The organism is Pseudomonas sp. D3, from assembly GCF_029320995.1.
Classification (GTDB): domain Bacteria; phylum Pseudomonadota; class Gammaproteobacteria; order Pseudomonadales; family Pseudomonadaceae; genus Aquipseudomonas; species Aquipseudomonas paraveronii.
Genome location: NZ_CP119772.1, coordinates 4,117,297 through 4,135,718 on the forward strand (window position 1 = coordinate 4,117,297; position 18,422 = coordinate 4,135,718).

An 18,422-nucleotide genomic window follows, 5' to 3' on the forward strand; every position below is an offset into this window, starting at 1 on the left:
CGTCCGAGCTTAGGCACTGTTGCTTATCGCTCGACGCGAGGTCTCCGTTTGAAAGCCGCCATCATCGAAAAATACCGCCTGATCATCAAAACCATGGGGTATGTCGGCTGGGCCCTGTTCTGGCTGTTGCTGTGGGACGTCGCCGTCACCGTGGACTTCATGCTGTTTCTCACCGCCAAGATCAACCTGCCGCTGATGCCCCTGACCTTGCTCGGCTCAGCGCTGGTGGTGCTGATCAGTTTTCGTAACAGCAGTGCCTACAACCGCTGGTGGGAAGCGCGCACCTTATGGGGCGCCATGGTTAACAATTCCCGCAGCTTCGCGCGGCAGGTGCTGACGCTGCTGGATGACCTTGGCAGCGACGCGAACCCGGTCAAGGCCACCCTGCTGCGCCGCCATGTGGCCTACGTGAACTGCCTGGCCTCCCATCTCAAGGGCCTGCCGTGCCCCGATGAGGTGCGGGCGTTTATCCCGGCCGAGGAATTTGCGCGCAACGGCGCCACCAACAACTTTGCCAATGACATCCTCACCGGCTCGGCGGCGCTGCTGGCCAAGGAGTACAAGGCCGGGCGCCTGGACAGTATTCGCCTGGCGCGGCTGGAGTCGACCTTGGTGGATTTGTCCAACGCTCAGGGCGGCATGGAACGCATCGCCAATACCCCGCTGCCCTACCCTTACGTGTATTTCCCGCGCCTGTTCATTTCGCTATTTTGCCTGATCGTACCGGTGGGCCTGGTGGAAGCCCTGGGCTGGTTCACCCCGCTGGCGTCCACGGTGGTGGGCTTCATGCTGCTGGCCATCGAACGCATCGGCACCGACCTGCAAAGCCCGTTTCACTCCAGCGAACATCAGATCCAGATGGAATCCATCTGCGAGACCATCGAGAAGAACCTGCAGTCGATGCAGCGCGATGCGCTGGGCGGCGACCGTATCGGCTGAACGCACCCAGGGCCTCAAGTGCGTGCCCCGGCGGTCGATATAAGGGGTACGCATGGCCGCACCCCTCATAAAAACACATGCGACGCTACTGTTTTCCCCTTGCCAAAACTATAAATACCCGCGGGAGAAGTCATGAATATCAAGCAAAAGCTGACCTGGGCGTTTGCGGCCATCGCGTGCCTGCCAGTTATTTTGGTGGCGGTGCTGGTGGTGCTGAACCTGCGCGAGGCGGCTTTGGCCAATTTCCTCGACAGCAGTGGCCGCGAGATCCGTCAGATCGATAACGGCATGAAGCAGTTCTTTGACGGCATCAGCCAAAACGTCGAGTACGTGGCCAAGGACCCGCGCATTGTCGCGGCCAAGGAGCTGAAGAGCTACGCCGGTGCCGACGCCGCGCAAATCGCGCTGACACCGACCAATAAAGAGCTGCTGGCGATATTCGAGCAGTTCGCCAAAAGCCATCCGAGCACCGCCTACCTGTCCCTGGGCCTGAGCGACGGCGGGTATGCGAGCTGGCCTGACGACACCAAACTGAACAACTACGACCCGCGCGTGCGCCCCTGGTACAAAGCCGCCGTGGCCGCACCGGGCACCACCGTGCGGACCGGGGCCTACTACTGGGCGCCGGACGATGTGGTGCTGATCGGCACGGTCCACACCGTGGTCGACGCCGGCGGCACCCTGCTCGGCGTGGTCGGCCTGGACGTCTCGCTCAAGCAGCTCACCGAGCTGGTGCGCAACATCAAGCTGGGCGACAGCGGCTACCTGATGCTGGTGGAAGCCAACGGCAACGTGCTGGTGGACCCCAGTGATGCCAAGCACAACTTCAAGCCGATGGCCGAACTCGGCACCAACTACGCCGAACTGGCCAAGCGCGGTGACGGGGTGACCCAAGTCGATATCGATGGCGTGGCCTACATGGCCAACGTGGTCAGTTCCAAAGACTTGGGCTGGCGCTTTATCGGCCTGATCAAGCGCGACGAAGTGATGGCCGACGCCACGCGTCTGACCTGGCTGATCGCGGCCATTGCAGCGGCACTCGCCGTGGTCTTCGCGATTGTCGGCGCCAGCTTCGCCAGCATGATCGTGCGCCCGATTCGCGGCGTCGCCGACGGCCTGCAAGAAATCGCCGAAGGTGAAGGCGACCTCACGCGTCAACTCAAGGTGCAAGGCAAGGACGAAACCGCCAGCCTGGCCGGTTGGTTCAACCAGTTCCTGGGCATGATCGCCCAGTTGGTGCAACGCATCGGCAGTGCTTCATCCGACCTGCAAACCGCTGCCGCCGACACCCGCGAAGTCGCCAACAACTTGAACCAGGCCGCAGGCCGCCAGCGTGAAGCCGTGGAACTGGTGAGCACCGCGTTCAACGAAATGCTCGCCACCGCTAACGAAGTCGCACGCTCCTGCAGCGCCGCCGCGTCGAGTGCCGACGAAGGCTACCGCGACGTGCATGACGGCCAGCAGCATATCGGCGAAGCCACCGGCAGCGTGCTCAAATTGAGCGAAGAACTGCAAAGATCGACCCAGACCATGCAGTTGCTGGAGCAGGACAGCAAGAACATCAACACCATCCTCGACACCATCCGCTCGATCGCGGAACAGACCAACCTGCTGGCGCTCAACGCGGCGATTGAAGCCGCGCGCGCCGGTGACCAGGGCCGAGGTTTTGCGGTGGTCGCCGACGAAGTCCGCGCCCTGGCCCGCCGCACCGCCGACTCCACCGGCGAAATCGACAGCCTGCTCGGCAACCTCGCGCGCCGCACCCAGGAAGTCACCCTGCAGATGCAGGGCAGCCTGCAGGTGTCGCAAACCAGTGTGGAACGCATCCAACAGGCCCGCGACAGCTTCGACAAGATCCAAGGCTCGGTGGACTCGATCCGCGACCAGAACACCCAAATCGCCACCGCCGCCGAGGAACAGCATCAGGTCGCCGAACAGATCAACCGGCACATCGCGCAGATCCATGCCGATGCCCAGCTAGTGGAAGACTTTGCCCACTCGGCGCAGACCGGCTCTGGCCGCCTGACGGATATTTCCGGTCAGCTCAAGGGCCTGGTAGGCCGCTTCAAGTTCTAACCCCCGCCAATGCAAGGCGGTGAGCCACTCACCGCCTCTGCCGCTTACCCCACGCCAGCCTCCACCTTGAGCTCAGCCGCGCAGCCGGTCGCCTTGAGGTACATCTGCACACTCCAGCACACCCCGCCACCTTGGCGTCACTGTCCGCATCCGCAGATGAGGCCGGCGCACAACCGCTGATCATTCGAACGCGCTGACGTCTATTGCGATTCTCGTATTATGGTATACCATCATACGCAGACCTCTCACACCAGACGGAGCAGCCCATGAGTTTCGAAATCCGCAAGATCGTCAGCTACGTAGAAGAAACCTTTATCGAAGGCGGCAAAGCCTCGGACACTCCGGTGACCATGGTCGGCCTGGCCGTGGTGCTGAAAAACCCTTGGCTGGGTCGTGGTTTCGTCGAAGACCTCAAGCCTGAGATCCGTGCCAACTGCTCCGACCTCGGCGCGCTGATGGTCGAGCGCCTGGTGGGCATCATCGGCGGTGCGGAAAAAATCGAGGCCTACGGCAAGGCGGCAGTGGTCGGTGCCGACGGCGAGATCGAACATGCCAGCGCGATCATCCATACCCTGCGCTTCGGCAACCATTACCGTGAGGCGGTCAAGGCCAAGAGCTACCTGAGCTTTACCAACAAGCGCGGCGGCCCGGGCACGTCGATCCAGATCCCGATGATGCACAAGGACGACGAAGGCCTGCGTTCGCACTACATCACCCTGGAAATGCAGATCGAAGATGCGCCGCGTGCCGACGAAATCGTCGTGGTACTCGGTTGCGCCGATGGCGGCCGCCTGCATCCGCGCATCGGCAACCGTTATATCGACCTGGAAGAGCTGGCGGCTGAAAAAGCCCAGTAAGCAAGACCGGCCACCCCAACAAAAAGCATGCAGGAGCGCTCCATGATTCGGCTCACCGCTGAACGCACCCCGGCTGGCACCAGTTATCTGGCGACCGGCCAAGGCCAGCCTGTGGTTTTGATCCACGGCGTGGGCCTGAATAAAGAAATGTGGGGCGGGCAAGTCGTTGGCCTGGCCACGAATTACCGCGTGATCACCTATGACATGCTCGGCCATGGCGCCAGCCCGCGCCCGGCCGCCGACACCCCGCTGCTCGGCTATGCCGACCAGTTGCTGGAACTGCTCGATCACCTGCAACTGCCCCAGGCCAGCGTGATCGGGTTTTCCATGGGCGGCCTGGTCGCGCGGGCGTTTGCCTTGCATTACCCCGAGCGCCTGCGGGGCCTGGTAGTACTCAACAGTGTGTTCAACCGCAGCCCTGAACAGCGTGCCGGCGTGATCGCACGTACCGCCCAGGCCGCCGAACACGGCCCGGACGCGAATGCCGAAGCCGCACTGTCGCGCTGGTTCAGCCGCGAATACCAGGCGGCCAACCCGGCGCAGATCGCCGCGCTGCGGGAAACCCTGGCGGGCAACGACCCCCAGGGTTACCTGACCACCTATGAACTGTTTGCGACCCAGGACATGTACCGTGCCGACGACCTCGCGGGGTTGCGCGCACCGACCCTGGTCGCCACCGGCGAACTCGACCCTGGCTCGACCCCGGACATGGCCCGGCAACTGGCCGATCGTATTCCCGGCGCAACCGTAGCGGTGCTGGCCGAGCAACGGCATATGATGCCGGTAGAGTCACCGCGCCTGGTCAACCAGTTGCTGCTGGGGTTCCTCGACACGGTGTACGCCCAAAACACTCCCATTAAGGGGATCGTTGCATGACACTCGCACGCTTCCAGATGTGCATCGGCGGTGAATGGGTCGATGCCCTGTCCGGCAAGACCTTCGACAGCCTCAACCCAGCCCTGGCCGAACCCTGGGCGCAACTGCCCGACGCCGACGAAGCCGACGTGGAGCGCGCCGTACAGGCCGCGCAAAGCGCCTTCGACAGCCCCGCCTGGCGTGGCCTCACGGCTACCGCGCGGGGCAAACTGCTGCGCCGCCTGGGTGACCTGATCGCGGAGAACAAGGAACAACTGGCCCAGTTGGAAAGCCGCGACAACGGCAAGCTGATCCGCGAAACCCGTGGTCAGGTCAGCTACCTGCCGGAGTTTTTCCACTATACCGCCGGCCTGGCCGACAAGCTCGAAGGCGGCACCCTGCCGTTGGACAAGCCAGACCTGTTCGCCTACACCGTGCATGAACCCATGGGTGTAGTTGCCGCGATCATTCCGTGGAACAGCCCGCTGTACCTGACGGCGATCAAGCTCGCGCCGGCCCTGGCGGCGGGCAATACCATCGTGATCAAGCCCTCGGAACATGCCTCGGCGACCGTCCTGGAACTGGCGCGCCTGGCCCTCGAAGCCGGCATTCCAGCGGGCGTGGTCAACGTGGTCACAGGCTTTGGCCCCAGCACCGGCGCCGCCCTCACCCGCCACCCGCTGGTGCGCAAGATCGCCTTTACCGGCGGCGCGGCCACGGCAAGGCATGTGGTGCGCAGCAGCGCGGAGAACTTCGCCAAACTCTCCCTGGAACTGGGCGGCAAGTCGCCGAATATCATTTTTGCCGACGCCGACCTCGACAGCGCCATCAATGGTGCAATCGCCGGCATCTACGCGGCATCCGGGCAGAGTTGCGTCTCCGGTTCGCGCCTGCTGGTGCAGGACGCTATCTACGACGAATTCGTTGAGCGCCTGGTAGCGCGCGCCCAACGCATTCGCATCGGCAACCCGCAAGACGACGCCAGCGAAATGGGCCCCATGGCCACCGCGCAGCAACTGGCCGTGGTCGAAGGCCTGGTGGCGGACGCCATCGCCGAAGGCGCGCGCCTGCGCACCGGTGGCAAACGCCCGCAGAACCTTGGCGAAGGCTGGTTCTATGAGCCGACGCTGTTCGAGTGCGACCGCAACTCGATGAAGATCATGCAAGAGGAAGTGTTCGGGCCGGTGGCCTCGGTCATCCGTTTCAAGGACGAAGCCGAAGCACTGGCCATCGCCAACGACTCGCAGTTCGGCCTCGCTGCCGGCATCTGGACCCGCGACCTCGGGCGCGCCCACCGCCTGGCGCGCGATGTGCGTTCGGGGATCATCTGGGTCAATACCTACCGCGCGGTCTCGGCCATGGCCCCCATCGGCGGTTTCAAGAACAGCGGCTACGGACGCGAAAGCGGCATCGATTCGGTGCTGGCCTACACCGAGCTGAAGACGGTGTGGATCAACCTCTCCCAGGCGCCCATGCCTGATCCCTTTGTGATGCGTTAAGAGTCCACAACCATGATCGAACCCGGCATATACAAAGACGTCATGAGCTCGTTCCCGTCCGGGGTCACGGTGGTCACCACCCTCGACCCGGACGGCGGCATCGTCGGCATCACCGCCAGCGCGTTCAGCGCGCTGTCGATCGACCCGGCCCTGGTGCTGTTCTGCCCCAACTATGCGTCGGACACCTACCCGATCCTGCGTGACAGCAAGCGCTTTGCGATTCACTTGCTGTCCGCCGACCAGACCGCCGAAGCCTACGCCTTCGCCAGCAAAGGCAAGGAAAAAGCCAAGGGCATCAAGTGGCACTTGAGCGAGCTGGGCAACCCGCTGCTGGTCAACGCCACGGCGATCATCGAGTGCGAGCTGTGGCGCGAGTACGACGGCGGCGATCACGCGATCATCGTCGGCGCCGTGAAGAACCTGATCCTGCCCGCGCAACCGGTCACGCCGATGATCTATCACAAAGGCAAGCTGGGCCCGCTGCCCACCCTGGCCTGAGGAGCTGTGTGCAATGAGCAACGCAAAGTATGAGCAGGGGCTGAAGATCCGCACCCAGGTGCTGGGCGAGGCCTACGTGCAGCGTTCGATCGAGAACGCCGACGACTTCACCCGCCCCCTGCAGGAGATGGTCACCGAATACTGCTGGGGCCATGTGTGGGGCCGGGAGGGTTTGTCGCTTAAAGAACGCAGCATGATAAACTTGGCGATGATTTCGGCCCTCAATCGGCCCCATGAGCTCAAGCTGCATGTGCGCGGCGCCTTGCGTAACGGGCTAAGTCGTGAACAAATACGCGAAATTCTGCTTCAGGTCGGCATCTATTGCGGGGTTCCCGCCGCCGTGGACAGCTTCCGGCTGGCCCGGGAAGCCTTCGCCGAAGCCGATGCCGAGGCCTCCCGTTAACCGTCCCATTCAGAGCAGCCCCCATGAAACGCCTGCCACTCGACGACAGCTTCAAGGTCAATCACAACCCGATCACCCTGCGCGAAATCGTGCTGGAGAAACTGCGCAGCGCCATCATGAACTTCCAGCTGCTGCCGGGTGACCGCCTGGTGGAGCGCGACCTGTGCGACCGCCTCGGCGTCAGCCGCACCTCGGTGCGCGAAGCCTTGCGTCACCTGGAGTCCGAAGGCCTGGTGGAATTCGCCGATGCCAAGGGCCCCCAGGTGGCGATCATTACCCTGGCCGACGCCGTCGACATCTATGAGCTGCGCTGCGTGCTCGAAGGCTTGATCGTGCAGCTGTTCACCCTGCGCGCCAAGGCCAAGGACATCAAGGCCCTGGAAAAAGCCCTGGAGGAAAACCGCAAGGCCCTCAAGGACGGCGAACTGCAACAGGTCATCGATTCGGTGCAGGGTTTCTACGACGTGTTGCTTGAAGGCTCCGGCAACCACGTGGCCGCCACCCAGTTGCGTCAATTGCAGGCGCGCATCAGCTACCTGCGCGCCACGTCGGTGTCCCAGGCAAACCGTCGCGGCACCAGCAATCAGGAAATGGAACGCATGGTCCAGGCGATCAAGAGCGGCGACCCGCTCGCCGCCCACCAGGCCTGCGTCGACCACGTGCGCGCGGCAGCCGCCGTGGCCCTGGACTACCTCAAGCGCAAACAGGAAGAGACCGGCAAGATCCCCGAGATCACCCTGCCCATCGCCCTCAAAGAACCGCGTATAGGTCACTGACCGTGTTCAGGCCAAGCTTTTGCCCCACATGCGGCGGCAGTGACCTCGGTCACCAGCTGCCACCGGGCGATACGCATGAGCGCCTGATGTGCCGCGGTTGCGGCTATATCCACTACATCAATCCCAAGATCATCGCCGGCTGCATCATCGAGCAGGACGGCAAGTACCTGCTGTGCCAACGGGCGATCCCACCGCGCCCCGGCACCTGGACGCTGCCGGCCGGTTTCATGGAAGGTGGCGAGACCACTGAACAAGCGGCGTTGCGCGAAGTCTGGGAAGAAAGCGGCGTGCGCGCGGAGATCCTCTCGCCCTACTCGATCTTCAGCGTGCCGAAGATCAGCGAGGTGTACATCATCTTCCGCGCCATTGCGCTGGAGATCACCGGCCAGTTCGGGCCGGAAACCCTCGACTATCAGTTCTTCGCGCCCGAGGACATTCCCTGGGACAGCATCTACTACCCGGCGATCCGGCAGATCCTCGAACGCTATATCGAGGAACGCCAGGCCGGGGTGTATGGCATCTACATCGGCAATGACGACAGCGGCAAGATCCATTTCATCCGCTGATATTCAAACTGAACTCGGTTCAAACGGTGGGAGGGGGCTTGCCCCCGATGGCAGTGGCACATTCAACATCGTCGTTGACTGACACACCGCCATCGGGAGCAAGCCCCCTCCCACAGTTTGAAGCGCGTTTATTCAGCCACGAATCAGCCCTGCTCATCGTCGAAACCAGGGCGCTGCAACGCAGCCTAGTCCACACCACCGAACCCAATGTGGGAGGGGGCTTGCCCCCGATGGCAATGGCACATTCAACATCGTCGTTGGCTGACACACCGCTATCGGGAGCAAGCCCCCTCCCACAGTTTGAAGCGCGTTTATTCAGCCACGAATCAGCCCTGCTCATCGTCGAAACCAGGGCGCTGCAACGCAGCCTACTCCACACCACCGAACCCAATGTGGGAGGGGGCTTGCCCCCGATGGCAATGGCACATTCAACATCGTCGTTGGCTGACACACCGCTATCGGGAGCAAGCCCCCTCCCACAGTTTGAAGCGCGTTTATTCAGCCACGAATCAGCCCTGCTCATCCCCGAAACCAGGGCGCTGCAACGCAGCCTAGTCCACACCACCGAACCCAATGTGGGAGGGGGCTTGCCCCCGATGGCAATGGCACATTCAACATCGTCGTTGGCTGACACACCGCTATCGGGAGCAAGCCCCCTCCCACAGTTTGAAGCGCGTTTATTCAGCCACGAATCAGCCCTGCTCATCGTCGAAACCAGGGCGCTGCAACGCAGCCTACTCCACACCACCGAACCCAATGTGGGAGGGGGCTTGCCCCCGATGGCAATGGCACATTCAACATCGTCGTTGGCTGACACACCGCTATCGGGAGCAAGCCCCCTCCCACAGTTTGAAGCGCGTTTATTCAGCCACGAATCAGCCCTGCTCATCGTCGAAACCAGGGCGCTGCAACGCAGCCTAGTCCACACCACCGAACCCAATGTGGGAGGGGGCTTGCCCCCGATGGCAATGGCATATTCAACATCGTCGTTGGCTGACACACCGCTATCGGGAGCAAGCCCCCTCCCACAGTTTGAAGCGCGTTTATTCAGCCACGAATCAGCCCTGCTCATCGTCGAAACCAGGGCGCTGCAACGCAGCCTAGTCCACACCACCGAACCCAATGTGGGAGGGGGCTTGCCCCCGATGGCAATGGCATATTCAACATCGCCGTTGGCTGACACACCGCTATCGGGAGCAAGCCCCCTCCCACAGTTTGAAGCGCGTTTATTCAGCCACGAATCAGCCCTGCTCATCCCCGAAACCAGGGCGCTGCAACGCAGCCTACTCCACACCACCGAACCTAATGTGGGAGGGGGCTTGAACTGGTCAACTAATTTTGGACACCAGTTAAGGTTTCACGCCGCCAGTTTCTCCATAGCTACCGGCGACCGGTAGCCGTTGTAGCTGTGGAGCCTGACGTTGTTGTAACGCATCAAATAACGCTGCAAATCCACTCGGGCTTCATGCTCTGAGCTGTAGCCATCTTCTGGTACCCATTCTGATTTAAGGCTCCCAAAGAAACGCTCCATCGGGGCGTTGTCCCAGCACTCACCTTTGCGACTCATGCTTTGCAGGAGTCCATGCTTGCGCATTTCATTCCTGAATTTGTGGCTGGTGTACTGACAGCCTTGGTCGGAGTGAAACAGCACCTCTTTTGGACGGCCTCGCAACTCGACCGCCATTCGCAACGCTTCGCAGGTCAGCGTGGCATCGGAAATCATCGAAAACGACCACCCCACAATCCGGCGAGCGAACAGATCCAGAACTGCCGCGAAATACATCCAGCGCTTGCCGACTTTGATATACGTCACATCGCCACACCACACCTGGTTGATCGCTGTGACATCAAACTGGCGCTTGAGCACATGCGGCGCTACCAGCGCTTCCACGCCGGATGATTTGTACTTATGCCGCCGGCGTTGACGACTGATGACGCCCGCTTCACGCATCAGGCTGCGCGCCATGTACCGCCCGACGCGATGCCCCTTGGCTTGCAGTTCCTTAGCTAAAGTGCGCGATCCAGCAGATGCTCTGGACTCCTTGTGATGCTCGACCAGGGCGGCTTTGAGCTTTTCCCGCTCAGGTTTCACCTTGCCTTGGCGCTGACGCCAGGCGTAAAAGCTGCTGCGGTTAACACCGAACGCCCGACAGCAATTGTTAACGCCGTACTGCTCGTCCAGCTCACAGATCAACGTGAATGATCTTTGGCGTCCAACAGCAAGAGAGCACTGGCCTTTTTTAGGATTTCGATGTCCAGGTCTTTTTGCCTGAGTAACGCTTTGAGCTGCTGAATCTCTCGTTGATCGGCGGTAATAGCCTTGGCGCCAATCGGAGTCGAGCCCAGCCGCTCTTTGCGAACCTGATCGACCCAGCGGCGCAACGCAGTCGGGCCAATATCCAGACTGGCACAGACGTCGGGAACCGACTGCCCCTCGTCCAGCACCATGCTGGCCGCCTTGAGTTTGAACTCACTCGAATAAGATTTACGCATATCCAAACACCTCAGATTTGGGCGCCATCATAGCGCCCGATTGAAGTGTCCAAAATCATTAGGCCAGTTCAAGCCCCCTCCCACATTTGGATCTCCATGGATCAGATAGATCTCATTTGGCTTTTGATATTGGCGAGGCGGCCCTATAGCTGACCTGGTACTGGAAGCCGAGCGCGGTCAAAAAGGTGGGAGGGGGCTTGCTCCCGATAGCGGTGTATCAGACACAGGTTTTTAACTGAACCACCGCCATCAGGAGCAAGCCCCATCCCACCTTTAGATTGTTGTCAGTTTCAACGCCAGCGCCTTGGCCTGAAGCGCCACATCCGTCACCGCCGTGCTCTCCCACCACATCCCGCGCAACGGCGGGCCCATGGCGAACAGTCGCGGGCTGGCCTGGCCCTGGGCATCCAGCACCGCACCCGACGCATCCGCCGCAATCCCCAGCGCCAACGGCCCCGGCTGGATCAACCCGCGCTTGAGCAACTGCTGGGGCAACGGCCGGGCCACGCGGCGCCAGTCGTATTCGATGCCGCTGGAATTGATCAGCGCCGCGCCCGCGACCTGGGTGATCGTTTGCTCGCCACGCTGACGCAAGCGGATGCTGACCCCGTTGACCGCAGGCGCCAAGCCCTTGAACGACGCCGCGCGAATGCGCAGGCGCCCCTCTTCATGCAGGCGCGCCACCAACTGCGCGCTCAGCGGCGGCGAACGGTGGTGATGACTTTCCCACCACGGCCGCACATGCCGCACGAACTGGCGCTTCTCGCGTTCGCTGGCCTGGCTCCACAACCGGCCGATATGCGCGCGCACGGTGTCCAGCGGCGCCTGCCAATCGATGCCCCGCGCCGTCGCGATGCGGCATTGCCGACGCACCTCGCGCAGCAACTGCCGAGGGCTGCGCAGGCAGTGGTCGGCGGCGAGAAAATCGTCCCAGACCGGTGGCTGTCGACGCACATGGGGCAGCAGACCGTGGCGCGAGAACACCTCGATCGGCCCCCGGTGCCCGGCCTGTTCCAGGGACACCACGGCATCGACCATGGTCAGCCCGGAACCGATGATCAGCACCGTCGACCGGGGGTCGAGTTGGGTCATGGCCTGCACGTCCCACGGGTCTAGCGCGGCGGCGTTCAAGCCGCTGGATTCGGTCTGTGGCGTGCGCGCCGCCGGGAACATCCCGGTGGCCAATACCGCCTGGGCGCCACGCAGTTGCTGGCCGTTATCCAGGGTCAGCAGCGTCGCGGCGGGCTCCACTTGCAGGTCGACCACTTCGGCGCGGAGATGCTCGACGGTGGACGTCGACAGCGCCTTGGCCTCGGCCAAGCGCTGCTGCGCGTACAACCCGAAAATCCCGCGCGGCGGGAACAGCTCGCTGATCGGCACGTGCTGCTGGTCCGACTCCGGCCAGCCACCAGCGCCGATGTAATCGGTAAGCCATTGAGTCAGGTCGTCGGCGTTATCCGGGTCGACACTCATGCGCGCCGCATTGCCGTTCAAGGTATGGCCCAGCTCGACCGCGCTGTAGGCCTCGCCACGGCCGAGTTCGGCGCGCGGTTCGATCACTAAAATGTGCCGTTGCCCGGGCAGGCGCAGCAGTTGCACGGCCAGCATCGTGCCGCTCAGGCCGCCACCGATGATCAGGACATCAGCGTTGCGGATGGATTCAGTCATGCCTGTTCGCCTTTACTGTTTACCCAGATAAATGTCATGCAAATCGCCCCGCGCCAACAGTTCAGCGGCATTGCCACTCAAGACCACGCGCCCAGTGTCCAGCACGTAGCCGTGGGACGCATAGTTGAGTGCGACGTTGATGTTCTGCTCGGCAATCAGGAAGCTCACCTGCTGCTCACGGTTGAGCTGCGCGATGATCTCGAATATCTCCTGCACGATCATAGGCGCCAAACCCATGGACGGCTCGTCGAGCAGTACCAAAGTAGGACGGGTCATCAACGCCCGGCCAATGGCGACCATCTGCTGCTCGCCGCCGGAGGTGAGGCCGGCGCGGGTGTGGCGCTTGGTCTTGAGCCTGGGGAACCAGGCGTAGATGCGCTCCAGATCGGCGTCCATGGCCTTGCGGCTCAGGCGGCGTACAAAGCCGCCGCTGCGCAGGTTGTCCTCTACCGTCAGTTGACCAAACACATGGCGCCCCTCCAGCACATGCACCATGCCCTGGCGCACCCGTTGGCTGGGGTCGACACCGGCCAGGTCACGGCCTGCGTATTCGATCACGCCACGGCTGACTTCGGCACGCTCGGCGCGCACCAGCCCGGAGATCGCCTTGAGCGTGGTGCTCTTGCCCGCGCCATTGGCGCCGAGCAAGGCGACGATCGCGCCCTTGGGTACGCTCAGCGACACCCCGGCCACGGCGAGAATCGCGCCGTCGTAGATCACCTCGATGTCGTTGACCGTCAGCAGCGCGGCGTGTGTAGATCCAGCGGCGGGTAGGTTCATGATTTATTCATCCCCGGCGCAAGTGCGTGGCGTCAGGCCTTTTTCTTTGGCGAACGCGGTGGACTTTTCATCGATCAGCGGGCGCAGTAGCGCACGGTCGGCGGCGATCCAGTCGCTGACCAGCGTCCAGTTGGCGCCATCCCACTGCTGCACCCGCGCCGAACCGCCGCCTTCGTGGTCACGGCAGGACAGCTTGAGGTTCTGCATCAGGCCCAGGTAGCCCATGGCCTTGAGTCGCGCGTCGTCGATATTCAGGTGTTCCAGACCCCAGCGGCCTTCTTCGCCATTGAGCGGGCGCTTGCCGAACTTGGCCTGGGCGGTGCGGATCGCTTCCACCGCCACGGCGGCGTTCACCAGGCCGGAGTTGTAGTAAACGCTGCCGAAGTTTTTCAGGTCCTTGAGGTCGCTATGGCCTTTGTCGAGGACGTATTGCTTGAGGCGCTTGTGGATCTCGAAGTCGGCGCCGGCCGGGTATGGCGTGAGCGCCAGGTAGCCTTTGGCAGCGCTGCCGGCGGGCAATACGTCTTCGCTGGAGCTGGCCCAGATATCGCCGATGATATGGTCGACCGGGAAGCCAAAACGTGCGGCGGTTTTCACCGCGACCGGGGTGGACACGCCCCACGTGCGCAGGAACACCCAGTCCGGATTGGCCTGGCGCACCTGGCGCCATTGCGCGGACTGCTCGTTGCCGGGGTCGGCGACCGGAATTTGGATATTCTCAAAGCCGTACTTCTCGGCGAGCAGCTTCAGCGGGCCGAGGGTTTCGCGACCGTAGGCCGAGTCGTGGTAGACCGTGGCGATCTTCTTGCCCTTGAGTTTGTCGAAACCGCCTTCGCGCTGGGCGATGTAGTTCACCAGGCTCGACGCCTCGCTGTAGAAGGTCAGCATCACCGGGAAGTTATAGGGGAACACGGTGCCGTCGGTGGCTTCGGTGCGGCCATACCCGAGGGTGATCAACGGGACCTTGTCCACTTCGGCACGCTCACTCAAGGCATAGGCCGCAGGTGCGCCGTTAGGCTGGTACACCGCGACCGGCGCGCCATCCAGGCCGTTCTTGAAGCGCTCGTAGCACTCGATGCCCTTCTCCGCCGTCCATTCGGTCTCGCATTCCTGCCACACCAGTTTTACGCCATTGATACCGCCTTCGACCTCGTTGATGTAGCGCAGGTAGTCAATCATCCCGGCCCACACCTGCACGCCGCTGGAGGCATAGGCGCCGACGCGGTAGGTGGCCAGGGGAAAGAACTGCTGGTCGGGCGACGCCACGGCCTGGGGCACTGCACCGGCCAGGGCGGCCAGCGCGAAGGCGGCGCCGGCCAGGGAACGTTTCAAGGATGCACGCATGGGGGTTCTCATAGAGGTCAGAAACGTAGGGGCCACTGACGCAGCCGATCGCGAAGGTTATGCAACAGGCGAATCAAGCCTTCGGGTTCCTTGATCAGGAACACGATGATCAGCACGCCAAAGATGATTTTCTGCAGGTTCTGCAACTGCCCCGCATCCACCGAGCCGCCGAACAGCGCCTGCCCGGCGTGGCTGAGGAAGATCGGCAGCAAACTGATAAATGCCGCGCCGACGAAGTTGCCGGCGATGCTGCCCATGCCGCCGATAATGATGATGAACAGGATCTGGAACGAACGATTGATATCGAAGCTGCTGGCGCTGGCTGTGCCCAGATAGGCGAAGGCCCATAGCGCACCGGCGATGCCGAGGTAGAACGAGCTGACCGCAAACGCCAGGCGCTTGTAACGCACCACCGGGATGCCAACCACGGCGGCGGCGGTGTCCATGTCGCGGATCGCCATCCAGTTACGCCCCACCTGGCTGCGCACCAGGTTGACGGCGCTCCAGGTCAGCAGCAGCACGGTCAGCAACGTCAGCCAGTAGCGCCCCAGCGGCGTGTTGAGGTCATACCCGAACAACGCCAGCTTCGGCGCGGAGAGGGTGCCGGACGAACCGTAGTTGTAGAACCAGGGGAATTTGACGAACAGCCACTCGAGAAAAAACTGCGCGGCCAGGGTGGTGACCATCAGGTAGAAGCCCTTGATCCGCGAACTGGGCAGGCCAAACAGCAAGCCGACCAGCGCACTGATAAGGCCGCCACCGAGCAACGCCACCGGCAAGCCCAGCTCCGGCAGGCGCAGCAGAAAGCCGTAGGTGGCAAACGCACCGACCGCCATGAATCCGGCGGCGCCCACCGAAGTCTGCCCCGTGTAGCCGGTCAGCAGGTTCAGGCCCAGCCCGGCCAGGGACAGCACCAGGAACGGGATCAGGATCGCACTGAGCCAATAATCATTGCCCCACAGCGGCACCACGATAAACGCCAGCACCAACAGGCCGAGCAGGCCCCAGGGCACTCGGCGCTGAATCAGCAGTAACGGTGCGGTTTCTTGAGCAACAGGGATCGACATGGTTTCAGACTCGCTCGATGGCGCGCTCGCCGAACAGGCCGGCGGGACGGATATACAGGAAGGCCAGGGCCAGGACGTAGGCAAACCACGGCGTGATGCCGCCGCCGAGCAGCGGGCCGATATACACCTCGGCGAGGTTCTCCGCCGCGCCGACAATCAGCCCGCCGACAATCGCCCCGCCAATCGAGGTAAAGCCGCCGATGATCAACACCGGCAAGGCCTTGAGCACCACCAGTGACAGCGAGAACTGCACACCCTGGCGCGCGCCCCACAACAGCCCGGCCACCAGCCCGACGATCCCGGCCACCGTCCAGACGATCTGCCAGATCCGGTTGAGGTTGATGCCGATGGACAGCGCTGCCGTGGTGTCATCGGCCACGGCGCGCAACGACACGCCGATGCGGGTCTTGTTGAACAGCAACGCCAGCACCGTCACCAGCACCACGGCGGCCGCGGCCGCGATCAGGTCGAACTGGCTGAGCATCAGCGGCCCGACGAACAGCGGCACGTCGTCGATGCCCAAGTCCAGCGCACGCACCTGCGAGCCCATCAAGCCCTGGGCCAGGCCCTCGATAATGAACGACAGGCCCAGGGTGGCCATGAACAGGGTGATCTGCGAACGGTTCACCAGTGGGCGCAGCACCAGGCGCTCAATGAGCAAGGCGCCGACGACCATCACCGCCACCGTCAGCAACAGCGCCAGGGCAAACGGCACGCCCTGGTCATGCAGGCTGACGAAGGTCAGCGCGGCAAACAGCAACATCGAGCCCTGGGCGAAATTGAACACGCCGCTGGCCTTGTAGATCAGCACAAAACCGATGGCGACCAGCGAGTACATGGTGCCGGCGAGCAGGCCGCCGAGCAGGGTTTCGAAAAAGAACGTCATCAGTGGACCACTCCCAGGTACGCCGCGATCACGTCGGGGTTGGCCTGCACTTGGGCGGGGGTGCCGTCACCGACCTTACGCCCGTAGTCGAGCACCACCACATGGTCGGACAGGCCCATGACCACGCCCATATCGTGCTCGATCAACACCACGGTGGTGCCAAGGTCGCGGTTCACATCGGCGACAAAGCGCGCCATCTCCTGTTTTTCCTCGGCATTCATCCCGGCCATGGGCTCGTCCAGCAACAACAGGCTGGGCCCGGCGATCAACGCCCGGCCGAGCTCCACGCGCTTTTGCAGGCCGTAGGACAAGTTGCCCACCAGCACATCGCGGTGGGCCTGCAGCTCAAGAAACTCGAGGATGCCCTGGGCACGTCGGCGGAACGCTGCGGCCTCGCGCCGCGCACGGGGTAAGCCGAGGGCCTGTTCGATAAAGCTCGTGCGCATATGCCGCGACAGGCCGGTGAGAATGTTGTCGAGCACGCTCATCTTTTTGAACAGCGCGTTGTTCTGGAAGGTCCGCCCAATGCCTCGGCGCGCAGCGCCCAAGGGGTCGATTCGGTGGAAATGCTGCTGCTCGAACACGATCTCGCCGGCATCGAAGCGATACACGCCGTTGAGCACATTGAGCAGCGAACTCTTGCCGGCGCCGTTGGGGCCGATCAGCGCGCAGATCTCGCCGCGCTGTACGTCGAAGGACAAGGCATTGATCGCCTTGACCCCCTTGAATGACAGCGAGATATCCCGCACGTGGAGAATGGCTTGGCTCATGCGATGTCCCGTTTGAATTCAGCCAGCCACACCGGGTCGCTCACGGACGTGCCCGTGCTGGGTGGTTGCCAGATAGAGGCCAGGCGTTGGAAGCCCAGCAGTTTGCGCACGCGGTTTTTCAGCAGACGGCGCAGGCCGCTGTGCGGCTGGGCAATGGCCCAGTCACACAGGCGTCGGCGCCAGGTGCCGTAGGGCGCGAGGCGGCTTTCGATGTCGTCAGCCAGGTGCTGCAGGCGCGCGGGTGACAACAGCAAGCCGGTGGGCGCAACTTCGCTGCGATCACGCCGGGCCGAAGCCGGGCTTTCCGGGAAGGCCAGGCCGCGACCGCTGCTCAGCCATTGCTCCAGCAGCACCGCCAGGCCGCCTTGCCAATGGGTGCCCTCCTCGCTCCACAGCACGGCCTCACCGGCAGGGTGCCACCAGCGGCTGAGGGGGCGGGCCGGATCGACGGGGCCAAGCAACTGGCCGAAGTCCAACACATTGATCGATGCCCCAGGCTGCTGCCGGCGATCGTGCACATGGGCGTGGCTCGGACGAATGCGCCAGAGTTGTTGGCGCAGGGCCTCGGGTTCCAAGTCATCGGCCAGGGTCAGCACCTGGCCGCCGACGGATTGGGCGGCCAGCGCCAGCAGCAACAAATTGGGTTCGAAAGCACCGCAGAGCGCCAACCGCGATTGTTCGTTGAACCCCTGCTGGCGCAAGCCATCGGCCAGACGCTCGACATCGCGCAAGGCGTCGATCCAGCGCCAGGCGTACCACTGGCCCTGGCGCTTGTGGCGCAGCGCGGTGTGCAGCGGCGTGATTTGCGCCCAGTGACGCAGTTGTTCCAGGGCCTTGGGCCGGTGACCGAGCAGCTCGGCCGGCCATTCCAACGCCAGTGGGCGTTTGAGGTCATGCACGCTCATAGGGGTAATGCTCCTATTGGGTGGGTAAGCGTGCGGTGGT

General features: G+C 62.9%; 18 protein-coding genes. 9 read left to right on the forward strand and 9 right to left on the reverse strand.

The genetic code is table 11. The features are described from left to right. Positions 1 to 48: 48 nt before the first annotated feature. The 9 genes from P3S72_RS18680 (at position 49) to P3S72_RS18720 (ending at position 8,469) form a co-directional block, all read left to right on the forward strand. Positions 49 to 939: a bestrophin family ion channel gene (locus tag P3S72_RS18680; protein ID WP_276193544.1), complete on the forward strand. Its 891-nt coding sequence runs from the start codon at positions 49 to 51 to the stop codon at positions 937 to 939. A gap of 132 nt (positions 940 to 1,071) precedes the next feature. Continuing rightward, positions 1,072 to 3,015 (forward strand): methyl-accepting chemotaxis protein, encoded by a 1,944-nt coding sequence (locus P3S72_RS18685; RefSeq protein ID WP_276193545.1) that lies wholly within the window; start codon positions 1,072 to 1,074, stop codon positions 3,013 to 3,015. 266 nt (positions 3,016 to 3,281) lie between these two features. Beyond that, positions 3,282 to 3,872 carry an amino acid synthesis family protein gene (locus P3S72_RS18690; protein ID WP_065905755.1) on the forward strand — a complete coding sequence of 197 codons (591 nt, stop codon included), beginning with the start codon at positions 3,282 to 3,284 and terminating at the stop codon, positions 3,870 to 3,872. Between the two features lie 42 nt (positions 3,873 to 3,914). Beyond that, complete coding sequence (locus tag P3S72_RS18695) at positions 3,915 to 4,748, forward strand: alpha/beta fold hydrolase (protein ID WP_276193546.1); 834 nt, start codon at positions 3,915 to 3,917, stop codon at positions 4,746 to 4,748. Then, a complete protein-coding gene (locus tag P3S72_RS18700) occupies positions 4,745 to 6,226 on the forward strand; it encodes an aldehyde dehydrogenase (RefSeq protein ID WP_276193547.1) in 1,482 nt (493 codons plus the stop codon). The genes P3S72_RS18695 and P3S72_RS18700 overlap by 4 nt, the downstream gene beginning before the upstream one ends. Before the next feature lie 12 nt (positions 6,227 to 6,238). Then, entirely contained in the window at positions 6,239 to 6,724 is a 486-nt protein-coding gene (locus P3S72_RS18705) for a flavin reductase family protein (protein WP_276193548.1), read from the forward strand. A gap of 13 nt (positions 6,725 to 6,737) precedes the next feature. Then, a complete protein-coding gene (locus tag P3S72_RS18710) occupies positions 6,738 to 7,127 on the forward strand; it encodes a carboxymuconolactone decarboxylase family protein (RefSeq protein WP_247407889.1) in 390 nt (129 codons plus the stop codon). Between the two features lie 23 nt (positions 7,128 to 7,150). After that, on the forward strand, positions 7,151 to 7,903 hold the full coding sequence (locus P3S72_RS18715) for a GntR family transcriptional regulator (protein ID WP_276193549.1): 753 nt from the start codon (positions 7,151 to 7,153) through the stop codon (positions 7,901 to 7,903). A 2-nt stretch (positions 7,904 to 7,905) separates the two neighbouring features. After that, positions 7,906 to 8,469: an NUDIX hydrolase gene (locus tag P3S72_RS18720; protein ID WP_276193550.1), complete on the forward strand. Its 564-nt coding sequence runs from the start codon at positions 7,906 to 7,908 to the stop codon at positions 8,467 to 8,469. Positions 8,470 to 9,826: 1,357 nt separating this feature from the next. On the opposite strand, the gene P3S72_RS18725 is transcribed toward P3S72_RS18720, so the two are convergent. The 9 genes from P3S72_RS18725 to P3S72_RS18765 all read right to left on the reverse strand — a co-directional run bounded on the left by P3S72_RS18725 (position 9,827) and on the right by P3S72_RS18765 (position 18,382). Then, positions 9,827 to 10,663, reverse strand: a complete 837-nt coding sequence (locus P3S72_RS18725) for an IS3 family transposase (protein WP_276193551.1) — start codon at positions 10,661 to 10,663, stop codon at positions 9,827 to 9,829. Next, complete coding sequence (locus P3S72_RS18730) at positions 10,660 to 10,962, reverse strand: transposase (RefSeq protein WP_276193552.1); 303 nt, start codon at positions 10,960 to 10,962, stop codon at positions 10,660 to 10,662. The genes P3S72_RS18725 and P3S72_RS18730 overlap by 4 nt, the downstream gene beginning before the upstream one ends. A 273-nt stretch (positions 10,963 to 11,235) precedes the next feature. Beyond that, entirely contained in the window at positions 11,236 to 12,630 is a 1,395-nt protein-coding gene (locus P3S72_RS18735) for an FAD/NAD(P)-binding protein (RefSeq protein ID WP_276193553.1), read from the reverse strand. 12 nt (positions 12,631 to 12,642) lie between these two features. Beyond that, positions 12,643 to 13,410, reverse strand: coding sequence for an ABC transporter ATP-binding protein (locus P3S72_RS18740; RefSeq protein ID WP_276193554.1), 768 nt, complete (start codon positions 13,408 to 13,410; stop codon positions 12,643 to 12,645). Between the two features lie 3 nt (positions 13,411 to 13,413). Beyond that, the gene (locus P3S72_RS18745; protein ID WP_276193555.1) at positions 13,414 to 14,754 is read right to left on the reverse strand and encodes an ABC transporter substrate-binding protein; all 1,341 of its coding nucleotides are present in this window, start codon (positions 14,752 to 14,754) and stop codon (positions 13,414 to 13,416) included. Between the two features lie 17 nt (positions 14,755 to 14,771). Further along, on the reverse strand, positions 14,772 to 15,821 hold the full coding sequence (locus tag P3S72_RS18750) for a branched-chain amino acid ABC transporter permease (protein ID WP_276193556.1): 1,050 nt from the start codon (positions 15,819 to 15,821) through the stop codon (positions 14,772 to 14,774). A gap of 4 nt (positions 15,822 to 15,825) precedes the next feature. Beyond that, entirely contained in the window at positions 15,826 to 16,707 is an 882-nt protein-coding gene (locus tag P3S72_RS18755; RefSeq protein WP_276193557.1) for a branched-chain amino acid ABC transporter permease, read from the reverse strand. Then, positions 16,707 to 17,477, reverse strand: a complete 771-nt coding sequence (locus P3S72_RS18760; protein WP_276193558.1) for an ABC transporter ATP-binding protein — start codon at positions 17,475 to 17,477, stop codon at positions 16,707 to 16,709. The genes P3S72_RS18755 and P3S72_RS18760 overlap by 1 nt, the downstream gene beginning before the upstream one ends. Then, positions 17,474 to 18,382, reverse strand: a complete 909-nt coding sequence (locus P3S72_RS18765; protein ID WP_276193559.1) for an AMP-binding protein — start codon at positions 18,380 to 18,382, stop codon at positions 17,474 to 17,476. Before P3S72_RS18765 ends, P3S72_RS18760 begins: the two co-directional genes overlap by 4 nt. Positions 18,383 to 18,422: the final 40 nt, after the last annotated feature.

Bases quoted from the DNA above. Each gene is read 5' to 3' on its own strand.
- P3S72_RS18685 (WP_276193545.1), top strand. From the start codon at position 1,072: ATGAATATCAAGCAAAAGCTGACCTGGGCGTTTGCGGCCATCGCGTGC.
- P3S72_RS18690 (WP_065905755.1), top strand. From the start codon at position 3,282: ATGAGTTTCGAAATCCGCAAGATCGTCAGCTACGTAGAAGAAACCTTT.
- P3S72_RS18695 (WP_276193546.1), top strand. From the start codon at position 3,915: ATGATTCGGCTCACCGCTGAACGCACCCCGGCTGGCACCAGTTATCTG.
- P3S72_RS18700 (WP_276193547.1), top strand. From the start codon at position 4,745: ATGACACTCGCACGCTTCCAGATGTGCATCGGCGGTGAATGGGTCGAT.
- P3S72_RS18705 (WP_276193548.1), top strand. From the start codon at position 6,239: ATGATCGAACCCGGCATATACAAAGACGTCATGAGCTCGTTCCCGTCC.
- P3S72_RS18710 (WP_247407889.1), top strand. From the start codon at position 6,738: ATGAGCAACGCAAAGTATGAGCAGGGGCTGAAGATCCGCACCCAGGTG.
- P3S72_RS18715 (WP_276193549.1), top strand. From the start codon at position 7,151: ATGAAACGCCTGCCACTCGACGACAGCTTCAAGGTCAATCACAACCCG.
- P3S72_RS18730 (WP_276193552.1), bottom strand. From the start codon at position 10,962: ATGCGTAAATCTTATTCGAGTGAGTTCAAACTCAAGGCGGCCAGCATG.
- P3S72_RS18735 (WP_276193553.1), bottom strand. From the start codon at position 12,630: ATGACTGAATCCATCCGCAACGCTGATGTCCTGATCATCGGTGGCGGC.
- P3S72_RS18740 (WP_276193554.1), bottom strand. From the start codon at position 13,410: ATGAACCTACCCGCCGCTGGATCTACACACGCCGCGCTGCTGACGGTC.
- P3S72_RS18745 (WP_276193555.1), bottom strand. From the start codon at position 14,754: ATGCGTGCATCCTTGAAACGTTCCCTGGCCGGCGCCGCCTTCGCGCTG.
- P3S72_RS18750 (WP_276193556.1), bottom strand. From the start codon at position 15,821: ATGTCGATCCCTGTTGCTCAAGAAACCGCACCGTTACTGCTGATTCAG.
- P3S72_RS18755 (WP_276193557.1), bottom strand. From the start codon at position 16,707: ATGACGTTCTTTTTCGAAACCCTGCTCGGCGGCCTGCTCGCCGGCACC.
- P3S72_RS18760 (WP_276193558.1), bottom strand. From the start codon at position 17,477: ATGAGCCAAGCCATTCTCCACGTGCGGGATATCTCGCTGTCATTCAAG.
- P3S72_RS18765 (WP_276193559.1), bottom strand. From the start codon at position 18,382: ATGAGCGTGCATGACCTCAAACGCCCACTGGCGTTGGAATGGCCGGCC.